The sequence below is a fragment of the Aurantiacibacter xanthus genome, from assembly GCF_003584015.1.
Classification (GTDB): Bacteria; Pseudomonadota; Alphaproteobacteria; order Sphingomonadales; family Sphingomonadaceae; genus Alteraurantiacibacter; species Alteraurantiacibacter xanthus.
On record NZ_QXFM01000073.1, the window covers coordinates 1 to 20,257 of the forward strand.

The 20,257-nt window shown below is 66.1% G+C and carries 20 protein-coding genes and 1 pseudogene; 13 read left to right on the top strand and 8 right to left on the bottom strand.

The window, feature by feature from the left end; all coding sequences use genetic code 11:
* Window positions 1-188: pseudogene (locus D2V17_RS21530) on the top strand (hypothetical protein); the annotation flags it as partial.
* Window positions 189-319: 131 nt separating this feature from the next.
* Here D2V17_RS21530 and D2V17_RS07920 read toward each other — a convergent pair.
* The 3 genes from D2V17_RS07920 to D2V17_RS07930 all read right to left on the bottom strand — a co-directional run bounded on the left by D2V17_RS07920 (window position 320) and on the right by D2V17_RS07930 (window position 2,750).
* Window positions 320-1,093, bottom strand: coding sequence for an IclR family transcriptional regulator (locus tag D2V17_RS07920; protein ID WP_119592533.1), 774 nt, complete (start codon window positions 1,091-1,093; stop codon window positions 320-322).
* Between the two features lie 2 nt (window positions 1,094-1,095).
* On the bottom strand, window positions 1,096-2,223 hold the full coding sequence (locus D2V17_RS07925; RefSeq protein WP_119592534.1) for a cobalamin-independent methionine synthase II family protein: 1,128 nt from the start codon (window positions 2,221-2,223) through the stop codon (window positions 1,096-1,098).
* A 134-nt stretch (window positions 2,224-2,357) separates the two neighbouring features.
* Complete coding sequence (locus D2V17_RS07930; protein WP_119592535.1) at window positions 2,358-2,750, bottom strand: nuclear transport factor 2 family protein; 393 nt, start codon at window positions 2,748-2,750, stop codon at window positions 2,358-2,360.
* Between the two features lie 63 nt (window positions 2,751-2,813).
* Here D2V17_RS07930 and D2V17_RS07935 point away from each other — a divergent pair, with 63 nt between their 5' ends.
* The 4 genes from D2V17_RS07935 to D2V17_RS07950 all read left to right on the top strand — a co-directional run bounded on the left by D2V17_RS07935 (window position 2,814) and on the right by D2V17_RS07950 (window position 6,313).
* On the top strand, window positions 2,814-4,463 hold the full coding sequence (locus D2V17_RS07935; protein ID WP_119592536.1) for a GMC family oxidoreductase: 1,650 nt from the start codon (window positions 2,814-2,816) through the stop codon (window positions 4,461-4,463).
* The gene (locus tag D2V17_RS07940; RefSeq protein ID WP_119592537.1) at window positions 4,460-4,849 is read left to right on the top strand and encodes a nuclear transport factor 2 family protein; all 390 of its coding nucleotides are present in this window, start codon (window positions 4,460-4,462) and stop codon (window positions 4,847-4,849) included. Before D2V17_RS07935 ends, D2V17_RS07940 begins: the two co-directional genes overlap by 4 nt.
* 120 nt (window positions 4,850-4,969) lie before the next feature.
* The gene (locus tag D2V17_RS07945; RefSeq protein ID WP_119592538.1) at window positions 4,970-5,719 is read left to right on the top strand and encodes an SDR family NAD(P)-dependent oxidoreductase; all 750 of its coding nucleotides are present in this window, start codon (window positions 4,970-4,972) and stop codon (window positions 5,717-5,719) included.
* A 63-nt stretch (window positions 5,720-5,782) separates the two neighbouring features.
* A complete protein-coding gene (locus D2V17_RS07950; RefSeq protein ID WP_119592539.1) occupies window positions 5,783-6,313 on the top strand; it encodes a DUF3237 domain-containing protein in 531 nt (176 codons plus the stop codon).
* Between the two features lie 157 nt (window positions 6,314-6,470).
* On the opposite strand, the gene D2V17_RS07955 is transcribed toward D2V17_RS07950, so the two are convergent.
* On the bottom strand, window positions 6,471-6,941 hold the full coding sequence (locus D2V17_RS07955; protein WP_220474085.1) for a hypothetical protein: 471 nt from the start codon (window positions 6,939-6,941) through the stop codon (window positions 6,471-6,473).
* 99 nt (window positions 6,942-7,040) lie between these two features.
* Entirely contained in the window at window positions 7,041-8,525 is a 1,485-nt protein-coding gene (nov2, locus tag D2V17_RS07960; RefSeq protein ID WP_119592540.1) for a lignostilbene-alpha,beta-dioxygenase NOV2, read from the bottom strand.
* A 122-nt stretch (window positions 8,526-8,647) separates the two neighbouring features.
* Here nov2 and D2V17_RS07965 point away from each other — a divergent pair, with 122 nt between their 5' ends.
* On the top strand, window positions 8,648-9,184 hold the full coding sequence (locus D2V17_RS07965) for a MarR family winged helix-turn-helix transcriptional regulator (RefSeq protein WP_245978626.1): 537 nt from the start codon (window positions 8,648-8,650) through the stop codon (window positions 9,182-9,184).
* A 33-nt stretch (window positions 9,185-9,217) separates the two neighbouring features.
* Window positions 9,218-9,667 carry a nuclear transport factor 2 family protein gene (locus tag D2V17_RS07970; RefSeq protein ID WP_245978627.1) on the top strand — a complete coding sequence of 150 codons (450 nt, stop codon included), beginning with the start codon at window positions 9,218-9,220 and terminating at the stop codon, window positions 9,665-9,667.
* Here the strand turns inward: D2V17_RS07970 and D2V17_RS07975 are convergent.
* Window positions 9,657-10,877 (bottom strand): MFS transporter, encoded by a 1,221-nt coding sequence (locus D2V17_RS07975; RefSeq protein ID WP_119592542.1) that lies wholly within the window; start codon window positions 10,875-10,877, stop codon window positions 9,657-9,659. The genes D2V17_RS07970 and D2V17_RS07975 overlap by 11 nt on opposite strands.
* A gap of 127 nt (window positions 10,878-11,004) precedes the next feature.
* Window positions 11,005-11,856, bottom strand: coding sequence for a DUF8021 domain-containing protein (locus tag D2V17_RS07980; protein ID WP_119592543.1), 852 nt, complete (start codon window positions 11,854-11,856; stop codon window positions 11,005-11,007).
* 86 nt (window positions 11,857-11,942) lie between these two features.
* On the opposite strand from D2V17_RS07980, the gene D2V17_RS07985 reads away from it, so the two are divergent.
* From D2V17_RS07985 to D2V17_RS08000, 4 genes are read left to right on the top strand one after another with little or no spacing between them, the layout of a single operon-like run.
* Window positions 11,943-12,710: an SDR family NAD(P)-dependent oxidoreductase gene (locus tag D2V17_RS07985; protein WP_119592544.1), complete on the top strand. Its 768-nt coding sequence runs from the start codon at window positions 11,943-11,945 to the stop codon at window positions 12,708-12,710.
* A 12-nt stretch (window positions 12,711-12,722) separates the two neighbouring features.
* Entirely contained in the window at window positions 12,723-14,285 is a 1,563-nt protein-coding gene (locus D2V17_RS07990) for an FAD-binding oxidoreductase (RefSeq protein WP_245978628.1), read from the top strand.
* A complete protein-coding gene (locus D2V17_RS07995; RefSeq protein WP_119592546.1) occupies window positions 14,282-14,734 on the top strand; it encodes a c-type cytochrome in 453 nt (150 codons plus the stop codon). The genes D2V17_RS07990 and D2V17_RS07995 overlap by 4 nt, the downstream gene beginning before the upstream one ends.
* Window positions 14,731-15,102 (top strand): hypothetical protein, encoded by a 372-nt coding sequence (locus D2V17_RS08000; protein WP_119592547.1) that lies wholly within the window; start codon window positions 14,731-14,733, stop codon window positions 15,100-15,102. Before D2V17_RS07995 ends, D2V17_RS08000 begins: the two co-directional genes overlap by 4 nt.
* A gap of 171 nt (window positions 15,103-15,273) precedes the next feature.
* On the opposite strand, the gene D2V17_RS08005 is transcribed toward D2V17_RS08000, so the two are convergent.
* Window positions 15,274-16,836 (bottom strand): tannase/feruloyl esterase family alpha/beta hydrolase, encoded by a 1,563-nt coding sequence (locus tag D2V17_RS08005; protein ID WP_191229122.1) that lies wholly within the window; start codon window positions 16,834-16,836, stop codon window positions 15,274-15,276.
* A gap of 156 nt (window positions 16,837-16,992) precedes the next feature.
* On the opposite strand from D2V17_RS08005, the gene D2V17_RS08010 reads away from it, so the two are divergent.
* Together D2V17_RS08010 and D2V17_RS08015 are read left to right on the top strand one after the other, a co-directional pair.
* Complete coding sequence (locus D2V17_RS08010) at window positions 16,993-17,901, top strand: SDR family oxidoreductase (RefSeq protein WP_119592549.1); 909 nt, start codon at window positions 16,993-16,995, stop codon at window positions 17,899-17,901.
* 161 nt (window positions 17,902-18,062) lie between these two features.
* The gene (locus D2V17_RS08015; RefSeq protein WP_245978629.1) at window positions 18,063-20,249 is read left to right on the top strand and encodes a PQQ-dependent dehydrogenase, methanol/ethanol family; all 2,187 of its coding nucleotides are present in this window, start codon (window positions 18,063-18,065) and stop codon (window positions 20,247-20,249) included.
* The last annotated feature ends 8 nt before the right edge of the window (window positions 20,250-20,257 follow it).

Sequence of the window (20,257 nt, forward strand, 5' to 3'; positions counted from 1 at the left end):
TGGCCGCACCGCCGCCCGCTCCAGAGGCGCCTCAGGCAGAGGCATGGCAACCCGATCCATCGGTGAGCGCAGCGATTGCGGCACGCGCGGCAGCGCTCAACGGATCGCCTGCGCCAGTCGCAGAGCCCGAAGCAGCGCCCGCCAAGCCAGACAGCCGCCTCGGCGCGGACTTTCTGGACGGTATCTAGTGCCCTGAGCCACCTTGCTCCCCTCCCCTTGGGGAGGGGCTGGGGGTGGGGGCTCGACCTTGGCGTGGAACCCCCATCCCAACCCTTCCCCGACGGAAGGGCTTTGCGAGTCGATGCTATGGCATCCCGCTCTAGCTCGCTTCGAGCAGGCTCGCCGTGCGTTCGAGCTGGTCGCATACACGTGCGGCCATGTCCTTGTCGAAGCGCACCTTCGGCACCGCCACCGACAGTGACCCGACCGGCTCGCCGTCGATCGTGATCAGCCGGGCAATGCCCTCGATCCCTTGCGAGTATTCCTGATCGGTGGTGGCAAAGCCGGTCTTGCGCGCCTCTTCCAGTTGCCCGCGCAGTTCGGCCTCGTCGATCACGGTTCTGGGGGTGAACTTCTCGCGCTCGACCTCGGCGAAATAGCGGTCGAGCTCATCGGGCGAGAGCGCCGCCAGCATCACCTTGCCCGCCGCCAGCGCATGCATCGGCAGACGGCGGCCCTGCGGCACCGAATAGCGCAGCGCCTGCTCCGAACTCTCGGTGACGATGGCCTCGATTTCCCAGTCGTAGCGGACGAAGAAGCTGGTGGTCTCGTTCAGCTGCACCCTCAGTGAGCGGACCAGCGGCGCGGCCCGGTCGGCCAGCGAGAACCCGCCGCTCGACGATTGCAGCCGCGCCAGCCCCGGCCCTGCCAGATAGCGCCGCCCCTCACGGATCAGATAGCCGCGCTCGACCAGCGTCGCCAGCAGGTACGACAGGCTCGACACCGGAATGCCGAGCGCCGTCGCGATTTCCTGCGCCACCAGCGGCCGGTTGTGCGCGACGACATACTCGATGATGTCGAGCGTGCGCGTGGCCGATTTGACCTGGCTGTTCTGCGCCGGGCCAATCTGAGCTGGGGGCGAGGGTTCGGCCATGGTCAGCCGATCCGCTTCTCGGCGAGGTCGGCCCCGGCGCGCAGCGCGGCGAGCTTGGCCCAGGCCACCTTGGGGTCGATCTTGCCATAGCCGGCGAAGGTGCCGAAGCCGCAGTCGGTGCTGGCGATCACCCGGTCCTTGCCGACGATATCGGCAAACCGCATGATCCGCTGCGCGATCAGCTCGGGCGTCTCGACATAGTTCGAACAGGTGTCGACGAGACCGGGGGCGAGTACCTTCTCCTCCGGCAGGTCGGCCTGGGCCCAGACTTCCCACTCATGCTCGTGGCGCGGGTTGGCGGCCTCGAACAGGATCGTGGCGGGGCGCGCCGAGAGCACGATGTCCATGATCTTTTCGAGCGGAATGTCGTGCGTGTGCGGGCCTTCGTAGTTGCCCCAGCACACGTGCATGCGCATCTTCTCGGGCGCGATGTTGGCGGTCGCGCTGTTGAGCGCTTCCACATTGGCGGTGATCGCCTTGAGGAATTCGGCTTCGCTCATATCCTGATAGCCGGTGTGGCGGCTCATCGCGAGGTCGGGGCAGTCGAGCTGAAGCTGGAAGCCCGCATCGACGATCGCCTCGTATTCGGGCTGCATCGCCGTGGCGAGGTCGGCCAGATAGGCCTCGTGGCTGGGATAGAACTGGTTGGGCTGGAAGGCGGTGATCAGCCCCGGCGAGGCCGAGTTCATGAAGGCCTCCACGCCCTCTCCCGCCGCATCGAGCGCGGCGCGGAAGCGGCGGATATCGTCGTGCAGCGGCTCAAGGTTGACCAGCTCGACCTTGGCAATGGCGCTGGCGCGGGTGAACTCCTGCGCGCCCATGATCGCGCTCAGTTTCTTCGTCAGCTCGGGCACTTCGGCGAGGTCCCGCGCAGGCTTGCGCGGGGTGTGCCCGCCGAAGCCCGAGAGCCGCTCGATAATGTAGGTCGAGTAGCCGACCTTGCCGATCTCGCCATCGGACACCACCGAGACCCCGGCGGCAACCTGCTGGCGCACGGCCTCGGTCACGGCGGCGAGCACCAGCCGGTCGAATTCCTCGGCATCGTAGGGCTCGCCATGGTCGCGGGCGAGCAGCAGCGGGACAAGTTCAGGGCCGCGCGGAAGGCTGCCGACATGAGAGGTTTTGATCATGCAAGACGTATTTCATATATGCGAAAAGGTCGCAAGTATGAAAGAGCGCCTAGGTCAATAGCTTGGGCAGTTTCTGCCTCATGGCTCGGGGGCGGCGCGCAGGCAACAGCCAATCCGCCCCCTCAGCCCGAGAATTACACCAGCGCGCAGCCCACGCTGGCGATCTTGCCGTGATCGAGATGATAGTGGATGTACTGCCGCATCTCCTGCACCTCGCCTGCCTTGATCGGGAAGAACTGCTCCATCCCGTTGGCGTCGAGATCTTCGCGGGTGAGGTCGCGGAAGCACTCGATGCGGATCAGGCCTTCCACCGCCGCCAGCTCGTCGCTGCTGGCGAACTTCTCGATGGCTATCGTCTCGCGCACGTAGGAGTGCAGGAAGCTGTAGAATGTGCGCAGCTGCTCGCGGGTGGTGATCGTGATCCCGAAGAAGGCCATCTTCGGGGTGTCGGTGTAGAAATCGAACACCGCATCGTAGTCGCGCGCGTTGAAGGCCGCGGCATATCTCTCGTAGTCTTCGCGTGTCATTCGCTCTCCCCTTCTTGCGTCCAACCGTAACGAACGTTAGCAAGTGAAGGCAAGGAGAGAGTGATGCACGAAGCGGATACCGACTATATCGTCGTGGGCGGTGGCAGCGCGGGCTGCGTGATTGCCGCGCGGCTGAGCGAAGACCCGAAGACCAGCGTCATGCTGCTGGAGGCGGGCGGCGAGGACAGCCATCCGTTCATCCAGATGCCGCTGGGCTTCCTGCGGGCGATGATCATGCCCAGCCTCAACTGGACTTATATGACCGAGCCCGAGCCGGGCCTCGACGGACGGCAGATGCCGCTGCCGCGCGGCAAGGTGATGGGCGGATCGGGCTCGATCAACGGGATGTTCGCGATGCGCGGCCACCCGGCGGACTATGACCAGTGGGCGCAGATGGGCGCGCGCGGATGGTCCTATGCCGATTGCCTGCCCTATTTCCGCAAGATGGAGAACTCGTGGCGCGGTGAGGACGACTATCACGGCGTCGGCGGCCCCGTGACGATCCGCCCGATCGATTCGCCGCACGTGCTGCACGAGGTGATGATGGAGACCGCCGAGAACGCGGGCTTCTCCACCACCGAGGATCTCAGCGGGACCAGGCCCGAAGGCTTTGCGCGCGGCGAACAGTCGGTCGATGCGCGCGGGCGGCGGGTCTCGGGCGCGAGCGCCTATATCAAGCCCGCGCTCGGACGGCAGAACCTCGACGTGCGCACCGGTATGCAGGTGCGCCGCGTGGTGTTCGAGGGCAAGCGCGCGGTGGGCGTGGAAGTGCAGGCGGGTGAGGGCACCAGGGTGCTGCGCGCGCGGCGCGAGGTGATCCTGAGCGGCGGCACCTACAACTCGCCGCATCTGTTGATGCTCTCAGGGATCGGCCCCGCCGAGCATCTGCGCGAGCATGGCATCACCGTGCTGCACGACAGCCCCGGCGTGGGCCGCAACCTGCAGGAGCACCCGACCACCAGCCTCGAATGGGCGGCCAGGCAGAAGGTCACCTTCCTCAGGCAGCTGCGCTGGGACCGGCTTGCCTTCAACGCGGTGAAATGGGCGCTGACGGGCACCGGAACGATGGCCAGCCAGCTCAACAGCTGCAACGTGGTGGTGCGCACCGCCGACCACCTCGAACGGCCCGACATGCAGATCATGGTCAACCCGATCCGGTTCGATGCGCAGACCTGGTTCCCACTATTGAAGCCCGAGCAGGAGCACGTGTTCTGGGCCGGCGTGGTCCAGCTGCACCCCGAAAGCCGGGGTTGGGTCGAACTCAAGAGCGCCGACCCGATGGACAGCGCCGCCGTCACCCTCAACATCATGACCGAAGAGGCCGACCTCGCGCAGATGCGCCGCGCGATCCGCGCCGCGCGCCGGATCTACAATTCGGAGCCGATGGCGCAGCTGGTCGGGGCCGAACGCGCGCCCTCGGCAGGCGCGGAGACCGATGACGAGCTGAACGCGCTGATCCGCGCCACCTGCTATGTCGCGATGCACCCGACCAGCACCTGCGCGATGGGCATGGGTGAACGCAGCGTGGTAGATGCCGATTGCCGGGTGCTGGGCGTGGAAGGGCTGCGGGTGGTCGACTGCTCGGTCATGCCGACGGTGCCGGGCGGCAACACCAATATCCCGGTGATGATGCTGGCCGAAAAGGCCGCCGACCATATCAAGGGCAGCGTGCTGGCTCCGGCTGATCTGCCCAGGCAGGCCGAAGCGGCATGAGCCGCACCCCGCAGGAGGAGGCCAACCTTGCGCTGGTGATGGGCCTGTTCGAGCATGTGCTGGGGCCGATGGATTCCGCCCGCGTCGATGAGTTCGTCGCGGCGGACTATATCCAGCACAGCCAGCTCGCCCCGCCGGGACGCGATGCGCTGAAGGCCTTTCTCGACATGATCCGTGAGCAGACGCCCGAGGCCGTGCACGACGTGAAGCGCGCCTTTGTCGATGGCGACCATGTGACCGTGCACTACCACGTGCGGCGTTGGCCGGGTGATCTCGGCTGGGCGGTGATCGACATTTTCCGCGTGGAAGACGGCAAGATCGCCGAGCACTGGGACGTGTTGCAGGACGTGACCGAAGGCGGCCCCAATCCGAACGGGCCGTTCTAGGCCCAAACAACCAACCCCCGCTCGTCCTGAGCTTGTCGAAGGACTGCTTTCCTTAAGCGCGGGGCGGGAAGTAAAAACGATGCTTCGACAAGCTCAGCATGAGCGGAGGAGAGGTGAGTGATGCGATTTAAGGACAAGGTCGTTCTGGTTCTCGGTGGCAATTCTGGCATGGGCCTCGCCTCGGCGCAGGCCTTTGCAGCCGAAGGCGCGCGGGTCCACCTCACAGGTCGCAACCAGCAGACCATCGACGCGGCCGTCGCTGCGATCCCCGGCAGCACGGGCTATGCCGCCGACATCGCCGACCCCGCCGCCACCGAACGCGTGGTACAGCAGGTCGAACAAACAGACGGCCGCATCGACGTGCTCTATATCAACGCGGGCGTGGGCGGGTTCGCCCCGCTCGAAGCGATCACCGAGCAGGACTGGGACTTCGTCCATGCGATCAACCTGCGCGGTTGTGTCTTCGCCTTGCAGAAGGCGGTGCGGATCATGGGCGAGGGCGGGGCGGTGGTGGTCACCGGCTCGATCGGCGCGCATGGTCCGCTGGAAGGCAACGGCACCTATGCCGCGGCCAAGGCGGGGCTTGCGATGGCGATGAAGGTCTTTGCGAAAGAGCTGCTGCCCCGCAAGATCCGCCTGAACATGGTCTCGCCCGGCCCGATCGACACTCCGCTGCTCCACCGCAACCCCGGCATGGGACCGGAGGATGTGGAGAAGCTCAAGGAGATGATGATCCAGAACATCCCGATGCACCGCATGGGCACCAGCGACGAGGTCGCCAAGGCCGTGCTGTTCCTCGCCAGCGACGACGCAAGTTTCATCACCGGCGCCGACCTGCTGGTCGACGGCGGCCTTATCGAACTGGGGTGATCGCCCCCACCTTCCGTTCGTGTCTCGACTTCGCTCGACACGAACGGAAACCGGAGTTTAACCATGACCACCTTTTCCGACACCACCCCTTTCACCGCCCCCTTCAGCGAGCTGGACAACCCCCGGCTCGAATTCGTGATGGAGGTGCGGCTGACGTTCCCCGAGGTCTACACCATGGCCCCGCACCCCAACGGCGGGATGCGCAGCGCGGTGCTGGTCAAGGGCGGCACCTTCGAAGGCCCGCAGATCAAGGGCCGCGCCGTGCCCGGATCGGGCGGTGACTATGCCTATTTCCGCCCCGACGATGTCGCCGTGTTCGATGCCCGCTATCTGCTGGAGGAGGACGACGGCACGATCATCCTGCTCAACAACAAGGGCTTCCTGTGGGGCCGCCAGCCCGACACGATGCAGCGCCTGCGCGACTGGGCCTTCAACGACGGCGCGCCGGTGCCACATCCCGAATACTACCTGCGCGGCAACCCCACGTTCGAATGCCCGGTCGGCAAGCACGACTGGCTGACCAAGCACGTCTTCATCGGCGTGGGCGAGCGCAAGAGCGACGGCAACTGCCTGCGCTACTACGCGCTGACCTGAGGCCGCCAGAACAGGATGACATAATGCCCTTCCCCTTGGGGAAGGGTTGGGATGGGGGGGCCACGCTAGCCAACCCCCACCCCCGGCCCCTCCCCGAGGGGAGGGGAGTATGGTGGATCAGCGTAGCGTCGTCGAAATCCAGGCTTTCTGGCCCCGATCAGTCCTGAATCCCGGCCCGGCTGGAAAAGTCGGGCCGCCCGTTCCACACCAGCAGCGGCCAGTAATAACGGCGCCAGGGCCACAGCAGGATCGCGTTGAACAGCAGCGTCAGCGCGCCGAAGGTATATTCGACCATCCCCACTTCGAGCACGAAGTTCCAGTAGAGGATCACAAAGTTGATCGGCACGATGGCCGCTGCGGCCAGCGGCATCATCCGGTTGGCCAGGATCAGCAGGCCGAACATGATCTCAGCGACCTTGATCCACGCCATCAGCCCTGAAGCGATCAGCGCCAGCGTGAAGTCGATCGCGGCCTGTTCCTGCCCCAGCGGCTGCCAGCCCGGATCGAGGAAGGGCATCAGGCCCGAATAGACCCACCACCCGCCAAAGATGATGCGGCTGAGGTGGTAGATCCACTTCATCGTCGGCCCCGGAAGCTCGTCGGGCAGGTCGTCGGGAACAGTCGTCATTGTATCGCTTTGTCCGCTTGTAGGGTGGGCTCGCAGGCCAGTGCGAGCCCTATGCGCAGCGGCTTATAGCCCGCATTGCGCCACCACAAAATGCGCGGCTTACCTGACCTTCGAAGCGTCAAGCTTCGCGCGGCTGACCCAGGTGCCGTGGACCTGGCTGCGCAGGGCCAGCCCGGTCTTCACCTTGGCCACGGGGCCCTTCTCGACCGCATCGGCCTCGACCACCCAGACCTCGCTTGCATAGTCCGCCGGGTTGCCGCCGGGAGGGCCGTTGGGAATGTCGATCACGGTCAGCAGCCAGCCGCCGTGGCCTTCCTCGCTTGACGGCACGTGCGCCGGCTCGCTGATCGCGCAGCCGGGGGGCACTTCCATCATCGACACCCGGCCATTGCCCACCTCGACGCGCAAGAGGGCGTTGAAGTTCGCGCCCACCGGTCCGCCGAGCATGGGCGGGCCTTTCGCCTCAGGGTTCATGCTCAGATACCAGGCGTGGTTATAGGGGCGGCCCTGATCCTTGTCGGCCAGACGGCACAGGTCGCCCGGAGGGCCGAGCGGGCGCTCCGACAGTTCGGGCTGGTCCTTGCTCATGTCGAGTGTCCAGCGGGTGAGCGCGCCCTTGATGTCCTGCTGGTCGCGCTGGATGCCGCCCGCCTCGCGCATGAAGCTGAACGCATTGGTGTCGCTCAGGCACAGGTCGATATGGACCAGATCACCATCGTCATAGGCATTGACCTCGTGGAAGCACGAGACGCCGACCGGGCCTTCAACCCACACCATTTCCGACACGTCGCCATAGCGCGGCATGATCCCGATATAGCTCGGCTTCGACTGATCGTGCGCCCAGTGATGGCCGCCCGCCTTCAGCCGGTCGAGATCGGTCAGCGTGGGGAAGATCGGGAAGATCGCATATTTCTCGGTGATAACGAAATCGTGGATCGACGAGATATAGGGCTGCTCGAACCACTGCTCCTTCACCAGGTTGCCGTCCTTGTCGGCGATGCAATAGGCGACGTTGGGGTCGCATAGGCCGCCCGCTTCGTAGCCGAAGAAGAACATTTCGCCCGTCACCGGGTCGATGCGCGGGTGGGCGGTGAAGGTCTGGCTGCGCAGCTTGCCCTCGTAGTCCCAGCGGCCGACGGTCTCCAGGCTGTGCGGGTTGACCTCGTAGCCGCGCCCGTCCTCCTTGGTCATGAACAGGCGGCCCGCGTGCCACACCGGGGTGGTGTTGGCGACCGTACGGTCGGCGCCCTCGACGCTGGGATCGTCGGTGAACGGATTGCGATAGCGCCCGAACAGCGCGCGGCGGGCCTTCTTTTCCAGCTTGTAGCGCTCGGTCTCGACATAGCGGATGTCGAAATCCACCGCGCCGCCCTCAAAGTTGAAGCGCGCGATCATGCCATCGTGATTGAGGGCGATATCGTCTTCGAACATCGGGGCATGCGCATTGTCGGGCACCGCGCGGAAGAACGCACCTTCGATCTCGGCGGGGATGTCGCCCTCGACTTCGAGATTGCGCAGCGACATCTCTACCCGTCGCGGGGTGTTGGTGCCAATGAAATGGATCGTTTGCGGATAGCTCGCCACGTCGTTACTCCCAGGACTGATTGTGCTGATTCTTGGCGGCAACGCTAACGACTGTTACGGTGGAGGGAAAGGCCCCTCTGCCCGGCGGGCCAAGGAAAAATCGAGCCAAGAAGGGAAGCGCGTTGGTAATCTACAGGCAAGGGGCAGCAGACGAGATGGAGCGCGGCTATGTCGCTGAAAGCGATGCTGCGGCGATGCTGCACCGGTTGCTCAAGCTCACCAACCGGCTGATGGCGCCGTTCAGCACGCATCTGTCGCACCGCTATCGCATCAGTCTCAACGAGTTCCGGGTGCTGATGACCATCGGCGCGCTCAAGCGTACCGCCAGCCACGAGGTTGCCGAACTCACCGGCGTGAACGCGATGAGCATCTCGCGCGCGGTGGCCACGCTGCAGCGGAACGGGCGTATCACCGTTCTCGTCGATGAGGCGAACCGGCGGCGCAAGTGGCTGAGCCTGACCGAAGAGGGCGAGCGGCTCTACAGGCTGATGAAGCCGCAGAGCGAACTGGTCGCGCACTATCTGTTCGATGCGATCAGCCCGTCAGAACTGGCAGCCTTCGGGGATATCGTCGAGAAGCTGATCGAACGGCTCGATGCGACCGATGAGCACGGCAACTCGGTGTTCCTCGAAAGCACCAAGCCGCCGGTGGAAAGCTAGACCCGGAGAGCCGGGGCGGATAAGCCGCTGCCTATGACACACACACCCTATGGCATGGATGAAGGCAGCCGCCGCGCTGTCGAAGCGGACGTCACCCGGCTGATTCACGAATATACCTGGGCCAACGACGCGCAGGACTGGGATGCCTGCGCCAGGCTTTACACCGAGGATGCGGTGTTCCGCCGCCCCAGCGGAGGCGATCCGGTGATCGGCCGCGCGGCGATTCTGGAGAGCTTTCTCGCCCGCAAGCCGCGAGCGCAGCGTCATGCGATCGCCAATGTGCTGGTCGATGTCGAAGGCCCCGCCACGGCGCGGGCGAAAAGCGTGATCGTGCTCTACATGGGCGACGAGGCCGACGATGGCGGCCTGCCGGTGCAGGCGGCCAACAGCCCCTTGATCGGAACCTATGACGATCTCTGCGTGCTCGGCGAAGACGGCTGGCGCTTTGCCGAGCGGGTCGGCGGGCTCGACTTCAGGCCGTAACCGCCGCCGGCTCCACCCGCTGGCGCACCAGCAGCGCGCGGCTCACCAGCAGCGCCACCAGCACACAGACCAGTGCCGGGATCGCGGCTACGCCGAGGAAGGTCTGGGCGGGCACCTTGGCGGCGATCATCGCGCCGCCCAGCGGCGGCCCGGCAAAGGCCCCGAGCCGCGCCACCAGCACGCCCATGCCCACCGCGCTTGACAGCAGGCGGGCGGGGAACAGGTAGGCGCACAGGCCCGGCAGCACCATGCCGCCGGCATTGGCCCCGCCCACGCCCACCATCAGCAACAGCGTCCAGCGGGTCTGGTCGGGCGCGGTCAGCGCGATCATGGCAAAGCTTGCGGCCATGGAGCCGAACAACAGCGCCAGCGTCAGCCCCTTGTGCCAGCGGTCGAGCAGCAGGCTCGCGCCGATGCCGATGCCGAGGCCCGCCAGATTGGCCACGCCCGCCACCCGCGCCGCATCGTCGAGGCTGAGGCCAGCGCCCGGCAGCACGGTCGGCAGCCACGAGTTGAGCAGATAGAGGTTGAGCGCGTTGAACGCGAGCATCGCGGCGAACACCGCGAAGGGGAACAGCCACGGCGCGCTGAACAGCACCAGCTGTGGCAGCTTCGCCTTGGGCGCGGCGGCGTCAGCGGGTTCGCGCGCGGGCGCGCCGCCTTCGAGCGCGAGGAACAGCGTTCCGGCCAGCACCACGGCAAAGCCGCCGGGCACGAGGAACAGCCCCTGCCAGCCGAGCACGGCGATCAGCTCGGGCGCGAGCAGTCCGGCCAGCGCAAGGCCCACCGGGATGCCCGCCGAGACCACCGCCATCAGCGTGGCGCGCATCTTCTCGGGCGCAAGTTCGGAGGAGAGCGCGCTGACGTTGGGCAGGCAGGCCCCCAGCGCGAGGCCGGTAACGGTGCGCCAGAACAGGAAGTGTTCGATATCGCTCGAACTCGCGGTGCCGAGCGTTGCCAGCCCGGTGCCGAGGCAGCCGAGCACGATCAGCGTGCGTCTGCCGAAGCGGTCACCCAAGGGCGCGATCAGGGCGCCGCCAAGCCCCAGCCCGACCAGCAACGCGGTGAAGACCCAGCCGAAGCCGGCGGGATCGAGCCCCAGCGAGACTTCGAGGCGCGGCACGGCAAGGCTCATGGCGGCGATGTCGAAGCCTTCCATGATGAACACGCCTGCCAGCAAGACAAGGGCGATTATACGGCGGCTGGTCATTTATTCTCTCTCCAAACGTCCCACCCGCTCATCCTGAGCTTGTCGAAGGATCGTGCTGTCTTGTTGTGTGTGAAGCTTGATGGAAAGACGGCCCTTCGACAAGCTCAGGGCGAGCGGAAATCGGGCTCTACCCGTTGTTGTCCCACGGGCTCGGCATCCGGTAGGGCACCGTCAGAAAATCGGCCTCGATCTGCCGGATCGCCCCGTCGACGATCTTGAACGCCTCGGCCAGATAATACGAATGCGGTCGCCGCACCGGGCTTCGCGCGGGCGTGCCGTCGGTGAGCGTGTAGTCGCCGATGCGGCCCGAATGGTCGATAAAGCCATAGGCCAGCACCAGCCCCTGCTCTTCATCGATCAGCGGAAAGCGCCGCGCGCGCAGGTCATCGTCATAGCGATACCAGCCGAGCGCGAACTGCTCCTCGCAGCCGAGCCGTGCGATGGGGAGCGGGAAATCGGCGTTGTTGGTGGTCTGCACCCCGTTCTCGACCCGGTTGCAATCGGGGTGGAAGCGGGTGCGGATCGTCCCGTCGTTGCGCTCGATGGTCTCGAAATAGCCGTTGGCCAAAGCGATCAGTTCGGCGCGCGAGGCTGGCGAGGCGGGCAGGGCCATCTCGGGTTTGTCTTCGAAAAACTGTGGCCCGAAGGCAAAGCCCTCGTCCTTGTTGCGCGCGACCGCCGTTTCAACGCCGGTGATTCGGCCCCCGGCCACTTCCAGCCTGATGCAACACGGGTTCAGCGCATCCGATTCCTCGACTGCGGTGAACACGGCGACCTGCCCAGCTGCCGGATCGGCCATGCGCAACTGATAGGGATTGCGCGCCGTGATCGTGTTCCACAGCCCGTCACCCACGGCGAGCGCCACGTTGTTTTCGGTGTTGAACACTTCGCTCGCAAACGGTGCACGCGCCGGGTCGCGCGCTTCGAGCGCGGTGAGATAGACATCGAGCACGGCGTAAAGGTCGGTTCTGTCGGTCAAGTTCCTCTCCCTCTCTTGACTCGATGCCCCTCTAGAGGAAAAGTAACGCTCGTTAAAGTCGCGAACTGAGCGACGGGGAGAGAACTATGGATCCGGCAGGTAAGGTGGCGCTTGTCACCGGCGGCAACTCAGGCCTTGGCGCGGGCGCGGCCGAGCGGCTGGTTGCGCTGGGCGCAACGGTGGTGAGCTGCGATGTGGCGGGCCAGGCGCCCGAAGGTGTGGAGTTCCTCTCCTGCGACGTGTCCGACGAAGCGAGCGTAAAGGCTGCCGTCGCCGCGGTGATGGCGCGGCATGGCCGGATCGACATCTGCTGCAACAATGCGGGCGTGGGCGGCCTTGGCCCCATCGCCACGCCTGAGGGGCCGGGCAACATGGCCGATTTCGCCCGCGTGATCGGGATCAACCTGATGGGCGCGGCGCATGTGGCGGCGCACGTCGGCCACGCCATGATCGCCAACCAGCCGAGCGGCCCCGATGGCGAACGCGGGGTGATTGTGAACACCTGCTCCATCGCCAGCTTCGAGGGGCAGGAAGGCATGGGCGCCTACACCGCCGCCAAGGCCGCGCTGAAGGAGCTGACGCTGGTCTGGGCGCGCGACCTCGCGCGCCATGCGATTCGGGTGAACGCCGTCGCGCCGGGCTTCATGGCGACCCCGCTGGTGGCCATGCTGCCGCCCGAGCTGGTCGACGAACTGCTGCGCGACGTCGAGTTCCCCAAGCGTGCCGGGACCGGCGAAGACTTCGCCGCCGCCGTCGAATTTCTCATCCGCACCCCGCTGGTCAACGGCGAGGTGCTGCGGCTCGATGGCGGTGCTCGTCCGCCTGCCCGCACTCAATGGGCCTCAGGCCAGTAAGGACGCTTTAACATGGCAGACATACCCCTTCCGCCCGGCTTCACCGCCATGAAGATGGATCAGGCCCGCGCCGAGCTTGAAACGCTGCTTGGTTCGTCGAAGGTCTTCTTCGAGGATCTCGACCGGATCACCTACAAGGACAAGTTCGCGGTCAACGATGCGGGCCATCACGCCTCCGGCGCGGTCGCGCCCGAGAGCGTGGAGGAAATCCAGGCCGTGCTGCGGGTGGCGAACCAGTATCGCCTGCCGGTGTTCCCGATCGCGCGCGGCAAGAACCTCGGCTATGGCGGCACCGCCCCCACGCTCGCCGGCAGCGTGGTGATGGACCTGTCGCGGATGAAGAAGATCGAGTTCGATCCCGAACTCGGCACCGTGCTGCTCGAACCGGGCGTCGGCTTTTACGACCTTTACGACTACATCCGGCAGAACAACCTGCCCTACTGGCTTTCGACCCCCGGCAACTCGTGGGGCTCGGTCATGGGCAACGCGCTCGATCGCGGCGTCGGCTACACGCCCTATGGCGAGCACACCAAGAACATCTGCGGCCTCGAAGTGGTGCTGGCCAATGGCGAGGTGGTGCGCACCGGCATGGGCGCGTTCTCCAACGCGCCCACATGGCAGGCCTATCCGTTCGGCTTCGGCCCCGGCTGGGACCAGATGTTCGTCCAGTCGAACTTCGGGATCGTCACCAAGATGGGCATGTGGCTGATGCCCGAGCCCGAAAGCCTGATGGGCATGGATGTCGAGTTCGACAAGAAGGAAGACCTGAAGGTGATGGTTGACACCATCGCCCCGCTGCGCCGCGAACGGCTGCTGACCCAGAGCCCCTCGATCGGCAACTGGATGCGCGCCGCCGCCATACTCACCACCCGCAACGAGTGGACCGACAAGCCCGGCGCGCTCGACGACAGCGTGATCGACGCGATCCGCAAGCGCTTCAACATCGGCTGGTGGGGCGTGAGCCTGCGCCTCTATGGCCGCGAGGACGTCAACAAGGCGGCCTACAAGGTGCTGGAAGAGGCGATGGGCAACGCCGGGCCGATGTCGATCAAGCCGACCAGCTGGGTCAAGGGCCAGCCGATGGAATATACCGGCTGGACCGGCACTCCGATGACCTTCCCGATGCAGAACGTGAACTGGTATGGCGGGCGCGGCGGACATATCGGCTTCTCGCCGATCATCGAGCAGAACGGCGATAAGGCGCTGGCGCAGTTCCGCCGCACCTATGCCCGCTATCAGGAATATGGCGTCGACTATCAGGGCAGCTTCGCCTTTGGCGAGCGCCACCTCACCAACGTCAATGCGATGGTGTTCAACAAGGATGACCCGGCATTCATGGCCAAGATCGACCCGTTCTTCCGCTCGCTGGTGGCTGACGCGAAGGAGCAGGGTTATGGCGAATACCGGACCCACCTCGACTACATGGACCTGGTGGCCGACACATACGACTACAATAACAACGCCTTGCTGCGCATGAACGAGACGGTGAAGAACGCGCTCGACCCCAACGGGATCATCGCGCCGGGCAAGAGCGGCATCTGGCCCAAGGGCTTTGCACAGGAGCGCGGACAATGATCAGGCAGCCCGGAAAGACAACGCTGGCGATCACGCTGGCTGGTGCGCTGGCAGTGGCCGGATGCGTGGGTATGGCAGCGGCGCAGGAGCGTAGCGAGACGGCCGCGGCCATCGACAGCGCCCCCGCGCAACCTGCCCCTCCGCCCGGAATGCCGCAGCCGATCACGCTGGCGGACCGCCCCGGTGCGACCGGCGGCGAGGCGCTCTATGTCGACAAGTGCATCATGTGTCATGGCCCGGTGGGCATGGGTACGGGGCTGCTCGAACGCCGGGGCCGCTCGCATGCCGAGCTGGAGAAGCGCGGCGACCTCGCCGCCGCTTTCGTGGTGCTGGCCGCACGCAACGGCATCGGCAACATGCCCGCGATCCCGCGCGGCGAAGTCTCGGACGAACAGTTGCAGGAAATCGCCGACTATCTCGCGGCGGGCCCGCATGGGGGTGACCGGTGAAGCTGACCCGTCGCTCGTTCGTCGCTGCGGCTGCCGTCGCGCTGCCCACTGCCGCTTCCGCCGCCGAGATCGGCTGGAAGGACGGGCACGAGACCGTGCTGCTGTTCGACCCCGCGCTCGCCGAGGGGCGCGCCTTTGCCGATGCCGGTTCGGCCTGGAACCGCGCGGTGATCGCCATCGAGGGCGACCGCGTGCGCTTCGGGCGTGAGCTGTTCGCGCGCCGTCCGGCCATCGTACAGGGCGTGAGCCTGCACGCCGATGCGCTGATGCTCGAAGAGGTCGCGCGCGAGGCGGGCTACGAACGCGTCTCGCTTGCCCGCGAGGGGCAGGCGATGAAGTGGGTGCTGATGCCGCAGCTGCGCCGCTAAGTTACCCGCTCGCTTTCATCCGTTCGTCCTGAGGAGGGCACGAAGCCGCAGGCTGAGCGCCCGTCTCGAAGGACGGGATTCGCGCCCTGCGGCTGTGGTTCGAGACGGGGACTCGGTCTTCGACCTCGCCCCCTCCTCACCACGAACGGATTACCGGAAATTGCCTCCAGTCTACGGCATCGCGCAGGAGAAGCTCGCGGCGACATTCGGGTCGCCCGTGCCGTCATACTTCGCCACCCACGGCCAGGCGCAGAGCGGGCGCTGCATCGGCTCGCGCGGCGGGGCCGGGGGCTGTCCGGGGAAGGTGGGCGCTACCGTCGGGCGGTTGGCGAGAATGCGGTTGGGGGCCTCGCCGCCATTGGCCCATGCGTCGATAATGCCGAGGGTGTCGATCTCGCTCGGGCCGGAACCGCCCGAGCAGTGGTCCATCCCCGGCGCCATGAATAGCCTGAGCTGGCTGTCGCGCTGGGCGGCGGGCAGACTGTTGAACAGGCCATAGTGGAAGGCCAGCGTGTTGGTCGCCGGGATCAGCCCGTCGGACCAGCCGTGCGAAAGCAGCAGCTTGCCGCCGCGCTGGAAGAAGGCGCCAAGGCCGTCGCTTGGCACGTTGAGAATGTCGTTGCCGTAGGCGTAGCCATCGCGTTCATAGGTGCGGTAGTCGGTTGATTTCCAATCCCAATCGGACTTTCCGCCATAGACGAGATCGCGGAAGTAGCTCATCGCGACGGGGAAGGGCTCCTCGCCCATCACCAGCATCGCCATCTGCATTTCCGAGCCATAGGGCCAGCCGGGCAGCAGCAGGCTGCCGTCATTGGCGCGGGTGCCGCTGAACAGGTTGCTCACCGCGTGATACTGGCCCGTTGATAGACAGCCGCCCTCCTGCCCCGCGCGGCATTGCAGCTTCGCAAGGTCGGGCCGGCATTGCAGCGGCGAGGACACGATCCCGTCGGTCACGCCGTCGATCCCGTCGCAGGCGCGCAGCACTTCCGAGTGGACCAGCCCAAGCACATCGGGCGTAAGCTCCACGCCGAAGCGCACCGGCTGGAAGCCCTGCCACATGCTCTGCGTCATCAGATCGGTCATCGGGTTGGCCGGGGCCATGGCGCTGATCGCGTCGAAATCCTCGGGATAGCGGTAGGCCGCCATCAGCCCCTGCCGACCGCCGGTGGAGCACGAGTTCCAGTAGGACTTGCGCGGGGCGCTGCCATAGAGCGCGGCCACGATGCGCTTGGCCGCCTCGGTCGTGACGTGCACCGCGCGATAGCCGAAATCGACCAGCTTCTCCGGGTGGCCCACGGCCCAGCGTGCGTCCATCCCGCTGCCGACATGGCCGGTGTCGGTGGCGGCGGTGGCGTAGCCGCGGGCCAGCGCGCGGCCCATCTCGGCATAGGAGATCGAGCCCGCCCAGATGCCGTTGCCGATGCCGACATATTTGCCGTTCCAGCCCGACAGCGGCAGCCAGACCTCGCTCCTGATGTCCGAATCGCTGCTCGGCGTGAGCGTCATCTCCACCCGGCAGAAGGCGGGCACATCGGCAAAGGGGCTGGCGGCGACACCCGGCGGCGGGCCCATGCCGTTGGCGGGGGGAGTGAAGGCGCCCTTGGCCACCTCGGTCGCGGCGGTCACTTCGCCCGCGCCCAGATCGAGCCCGACAAGATCGCCGCAGGCCGCATGCGCAGGCGCGGCAAAGGCAAAGGTCGCGCTGGCAAGCGCCAGCATGGTCTTGGTGTGCATCGTCAATCCCTCCCGTTTTGACGACCAGACTAGCGCAAGCGCGCCGCCTGAAAAGTCGCCATTTGTATCAGCCGACGCGATTCCTTCGCGGGCGCGTTCTCCTGTTGAACCAACACTAACATCCGTTATGATCGTGTCCAACAAAGGAGAGGACAATTGGGCAAGATCATCGTCTCGGGCGCGTCGGGTGGGTTCGGCCATGCGGCGGCCAGCAAGCTTCTGGACATGGGCTGCGAGGTTATCGCGCTCACCCGCTCCCCCGATAAAGTGGCCGACCTCGCCGAACGCGGCGCGGAAGTGCGCGCGGCCGATTTCGACGATCTCGAAGGCCTGACCAGGGCGATGGCGGGCGGCGAGAAGCTGTTGCTCATCTCCACCCTGCGCGTGGGCACGCGAGTCGAACAGCACCGCAACGCGGTGAAGGCGGCCAAGGCCAACGGGGTGAAGCACATTGTCTATACCTCGATCGTCGGCGGCGGGATCAAGGATCATCCCGGCGTCGAGCAGACCGACCACTACGATACCGAGCGGCTGATCGAAGAATCCGGCCTCGCCTACACCCACCTGCGCAACAGCCTCTACGCCGATGCCGTGGCGACCGCGATGGCGATCCCGGCGCTGGCCTCGGGCCACAAGCCCGAGAACGGCGGCGACGGCAAGGTGGCGATGGTCGCGCGCGACGACTGCGTGAACGTGGCTGTGGGCGTGCTCACGCAGGATGGCCATGCGAACAAGGCCTATGACGTGACCGGCCCCGAAGCGATGACGATCCATCAGGCGGTCGGCATGATTGCCGAGATGGCGGGCAAGCCCATCGTGGTCGAGGATGTCGATGACGAGGGCATGTACCGGTATTTCGACTCGCTCGGCGTGACGCGCAAGGCGTCCGACATCAAGCCGGATGGACCGATTCCGTGGGCGAGCGAGGGCATGGTGACCTTCGGCCAGTCGATCCGCGAGGGGTTTATGGATGTGGTGTCCGATGTGGTCGAGAAGGTCACGGGCAGGAAGCCGCAGAGCCTCAAGTCGGTGCTGGAGGCGAACAAGGGAAGCTGGCCGCAATGATCGGGCTGCTCAAGGCCCTAATCTCCCCTCCCGCTCGCGGGAGGGGCAGTGAGACTTGGCGAACCGCAGGTGAGCCTAGTCGCAGCGGGGTGGGCCTCGGACGGTTCATTCAGCGTCGCAAGCCCACCCCCAACCCCTCCCGCCAGCGGGAGGGGAGTTTTGTGGCGCTATTCGCCGCCGCCCTCGCGCTCGCCGCCTGTTCCGACAGCGCGCCTGAGGTCGACACCTCGGTCTACGGCGCGGGCGACAACTGGGACAACCCCGGCGGCGACTGGGCCTCAAGCCACTTCTCGCGCCTCGGCGACATTACCCCGCAAAACGTCGGCGAACTGGGCCTCGCGTGGGAATATGACCTCGGCACCAAGCGCGTGCAGGAATCGACCCCCGTGGTGATCGACGGGGTCATGTATGCCTCGGGCAACCTTGGCCGCGTCTATGCGCTCGATGCGGCCACCGGCGCGCAGAAGTGGACCTTCACCCCCGAGATGGACATGCAGATCGCCCGCTCGGCCTGCTGCGACTGGGCCAACCGCGGGCTCGCCGTGGCCGATGGAAAGGTGATCACCGCCGCGCTCGACGGCAAGCTCTACGCGCTCGACGCCGCAACCGGTGCCGTGGTCTGGAGCGCCGACACCTTCGTCGACAAGGATCGCGGCTACACCATCACCGGTGCGCCCGAAGTGGCGGGCGATCTGGTGGTGATCGGCAATGCCGGGGCCGAGTTCGACACGCGCGGCTATGTCACCGCCTACAGGATTTCCGATGGCTCCGAGGCATGGCGCTTCTGGACCATCCCGCACGACCCCGCCGAAGGCCCGCAGGAAAGCCCCGAGCTGGAAGCCGCGCTGAAAACCTGGAGCAAGGACACCCGCTGGGACATCGGCGGCGGCGGCACCGCATGGGATGCGATCACCTACGATCCCGAGTTCGATCAGGTCATCGTCGGCACTGGCAACGGCGGCCCCTATCCGCAGGCGATCCGCTCGCCGGGCGGGGGCGACAACCTGTACCTGAATTCGCTCGTCGCCATCGACCGCAAGACCGGCGCGATGAAGTGGCACTTTCAGGAGACCCCGCAGGACAACTGGGATCTCACCGCCACCCAGCCGATGGTGCTGGCGCAGATGGAGGTGAACGGCGCGAGCCGTCCGGTGATCCTGCACACGCCCAAAAACGGCTTCTTCTTCGTGGTCGACCGCGAGAACGGCAAGCCGCTTGCCGCCAATGCCATCGTGCGCACCAACTGGGCCGACGGCTGGAACCTCGACACCGGCAAGCCCAATATGCGGATGGATCTGGCCGACTACACCGAGGGCCCGAAAGTGGTGTTTCCCGGCTCCCCGGGCGCGCGCAACTGGTATCCGGCGGCCTTCGATCCCACGCGGAACACCTATTTCGCCCACGTGCTTGATATGGGCAACCTGATGTTCCTCACCGGTGATCCGGCTGCTGTGAAGCACGAGAAGAAGTTCATGAACGCCGATGCGGCGATCATCTTCACCCCCGATCTCGAAGCTGCCGCGCCCACGCTGCCTGCCCCGATCCGGGAGCAGGTGGAGGCGAGCGAGGCATGGCAATGGGTGAAGGACGAGCCCTTTTCCAGCGAGCTGCGCGCGATGGACCCGCTCACCGGCAAGACCAAGTGGGCGGTGCCGAGCGCGGGCTGGCAGGACCGGCAGGGCGTGCTCGCCACGGCCAGCGGTCTGGTGTTCCACGGCAGCGTCACCGGCAAGCTGACCGCGCGCGACAGCGAGACGGGCAAGGAACTGTGGAGCGTCGACACCGGCTCCTCGATCATGGCCGCGCCAATGACCTACCGGGTGAACGGCGTGCAATATGTCGCGGTGCAGACCGGCTGGGGCGGCGGCGGCTGGGGCTTTATGCCCGGCTATGCCGCGGCCTACCGCAAGGGCAATGCCAACCGTCTGCTGGTCTACAAAGTCGGCGGCGGGCCGACCCCGCAACCGGCGGATCTGCCGCCGCTCGAACCCGCACCCGAACCGCCCGCGCAGTATCCAGATGCCACGCCCGAGATGATCGCCATGGGCAATGCGCTGTTCACCGCCAACTGCGCGATGTGCCACTCGAACCAGCCGCGCGCGCCTCTGCCCGACCTGCGGCGGATCGCGCCCAATGTGCATGCCGGGTTCGAGCAGGTGGTGCTGGGCGGGCTGTTCAAGATGAACGGCATGCCCTCGTTTGCCGACCGGCTCGACGCTTCCCAGGTGAAGGCCATCCACGCCTGGCTTATCGATACCCAAGGCAAGCTGCGCGCGCGCGAGCTGCAATTGCAGGCTGAGGGCAAACCGCTCGACAGCCGCTCGCTGACCATTCTTTCCAGTTACTGAGGAGACTT

What these genes read in the sequence shown, in the direction of transcription:
- D2V17_RS07930 (WP_119592535.1), bottom strand. Translation starts at nt 2,750, where the DNA reads ATGACACGCGAAGACTACGAGAGATATGCCGCGGCCTTCAACGCGCGC.
- D2V17_RS07970 (WP_245978627.1), top strand. Translation starts at nt 9,218, where the DNA reads ATGACACACACACCCTATGGCATGGATGAAGGCAGCCGCCGCGCTGTC.
- D2V17_RS07940 (WP_119592537.1), top strand. Translation starts at nt 4,460, where the DNA reads ATGAGCCGCACCCCGCAGGAGGAGGCCAACCTTGCGCTGGTGATGGGC.
- D2V17_RS07985 (WP_119592544.1), top strand. Translation starts at nt 11,943, where the DNA reads ATGGATCCGGCAGGTAAGGTGGCGCTTGTCACCGGCGGCAACTCAGGC.
- D2V17_RS07945 (WP_119592538.1), top strand. Translation starts at nt 4,970, where the DNA reads ATGCGATTTAAGGACAAGGTCGTTCTGGTTCTCGGTGGCAATTCTGGC.
- D2V17_RS07925 (WP_119592534.1), bottom strand. Translation starts at nt 2,223, where the DNA reads ATGATCAAAACCTCTCATGTCGGCAGCCTTCCGCGCGGCCCTGAACTT.
- D2V17_RS07935 (WP_119592536.1), top strand. Translation starts at nt 2,814, where the DNA reads ATGCACGAAGCGGATACCGACTATATCGTCGTGGGCGGTGGCAGCGCG.
- D2V17_RS07975 (WP_119592542.1), bottom strand. Translation starts at nt 10,877, where the DNA reads ATGACCAGCCGCCGTATAATCGCCCTTGTCTTGCTGGCAGGCGTGTTC.
- D2V17_RS07955 (WP_220474085.1), bottom strand. Translation starts at nt 6,941, where the DNA reads ATGACGACTGTTCCCGACGACCTGCCCGACGAGCTTCCGGGGCCGACG.
- D2V17_RS07990 (WP_245978628.1), top strand. Translation starts at nt 12,723, where the DNA reads ATGGCAGACATACCCCTTCCGCCCGGCTTCACCGCCATGAAGATGGAT.
- D2V17_RS07995 (WP_119592546.1), top strand. Translation starts at nt 14,282, where the DNA reads ATGATCAGGCAGCCCGGAAAGACAACGCTGGCGATCACGCTGGCTGGT.
- D2V17_RS07950 (WP_119592539.1), top strand. Translation starts at nt 5,783, where the DNA reads ATGACCACCTTTTCCGACACCACCCCTTTCACCGCCCCCTTCAGCGAG.
- D2V17_RS08005 (WP_191229122.1), bottom strand. Translation starts at nt 16,836, where the DNA reads ATGCACACCAAGACCATGCTGGCGCTTGCCAGCGCGACCTTTGCCTTT.
- D2V17_RS07920 (WP_119592533.1), bottom strand. Translation starts at nt 1,093, where the DNA reads ATGGCCGAACCCTCGCCCCCAGCTCAGATTGGCCCGGCGCAGAACAGC.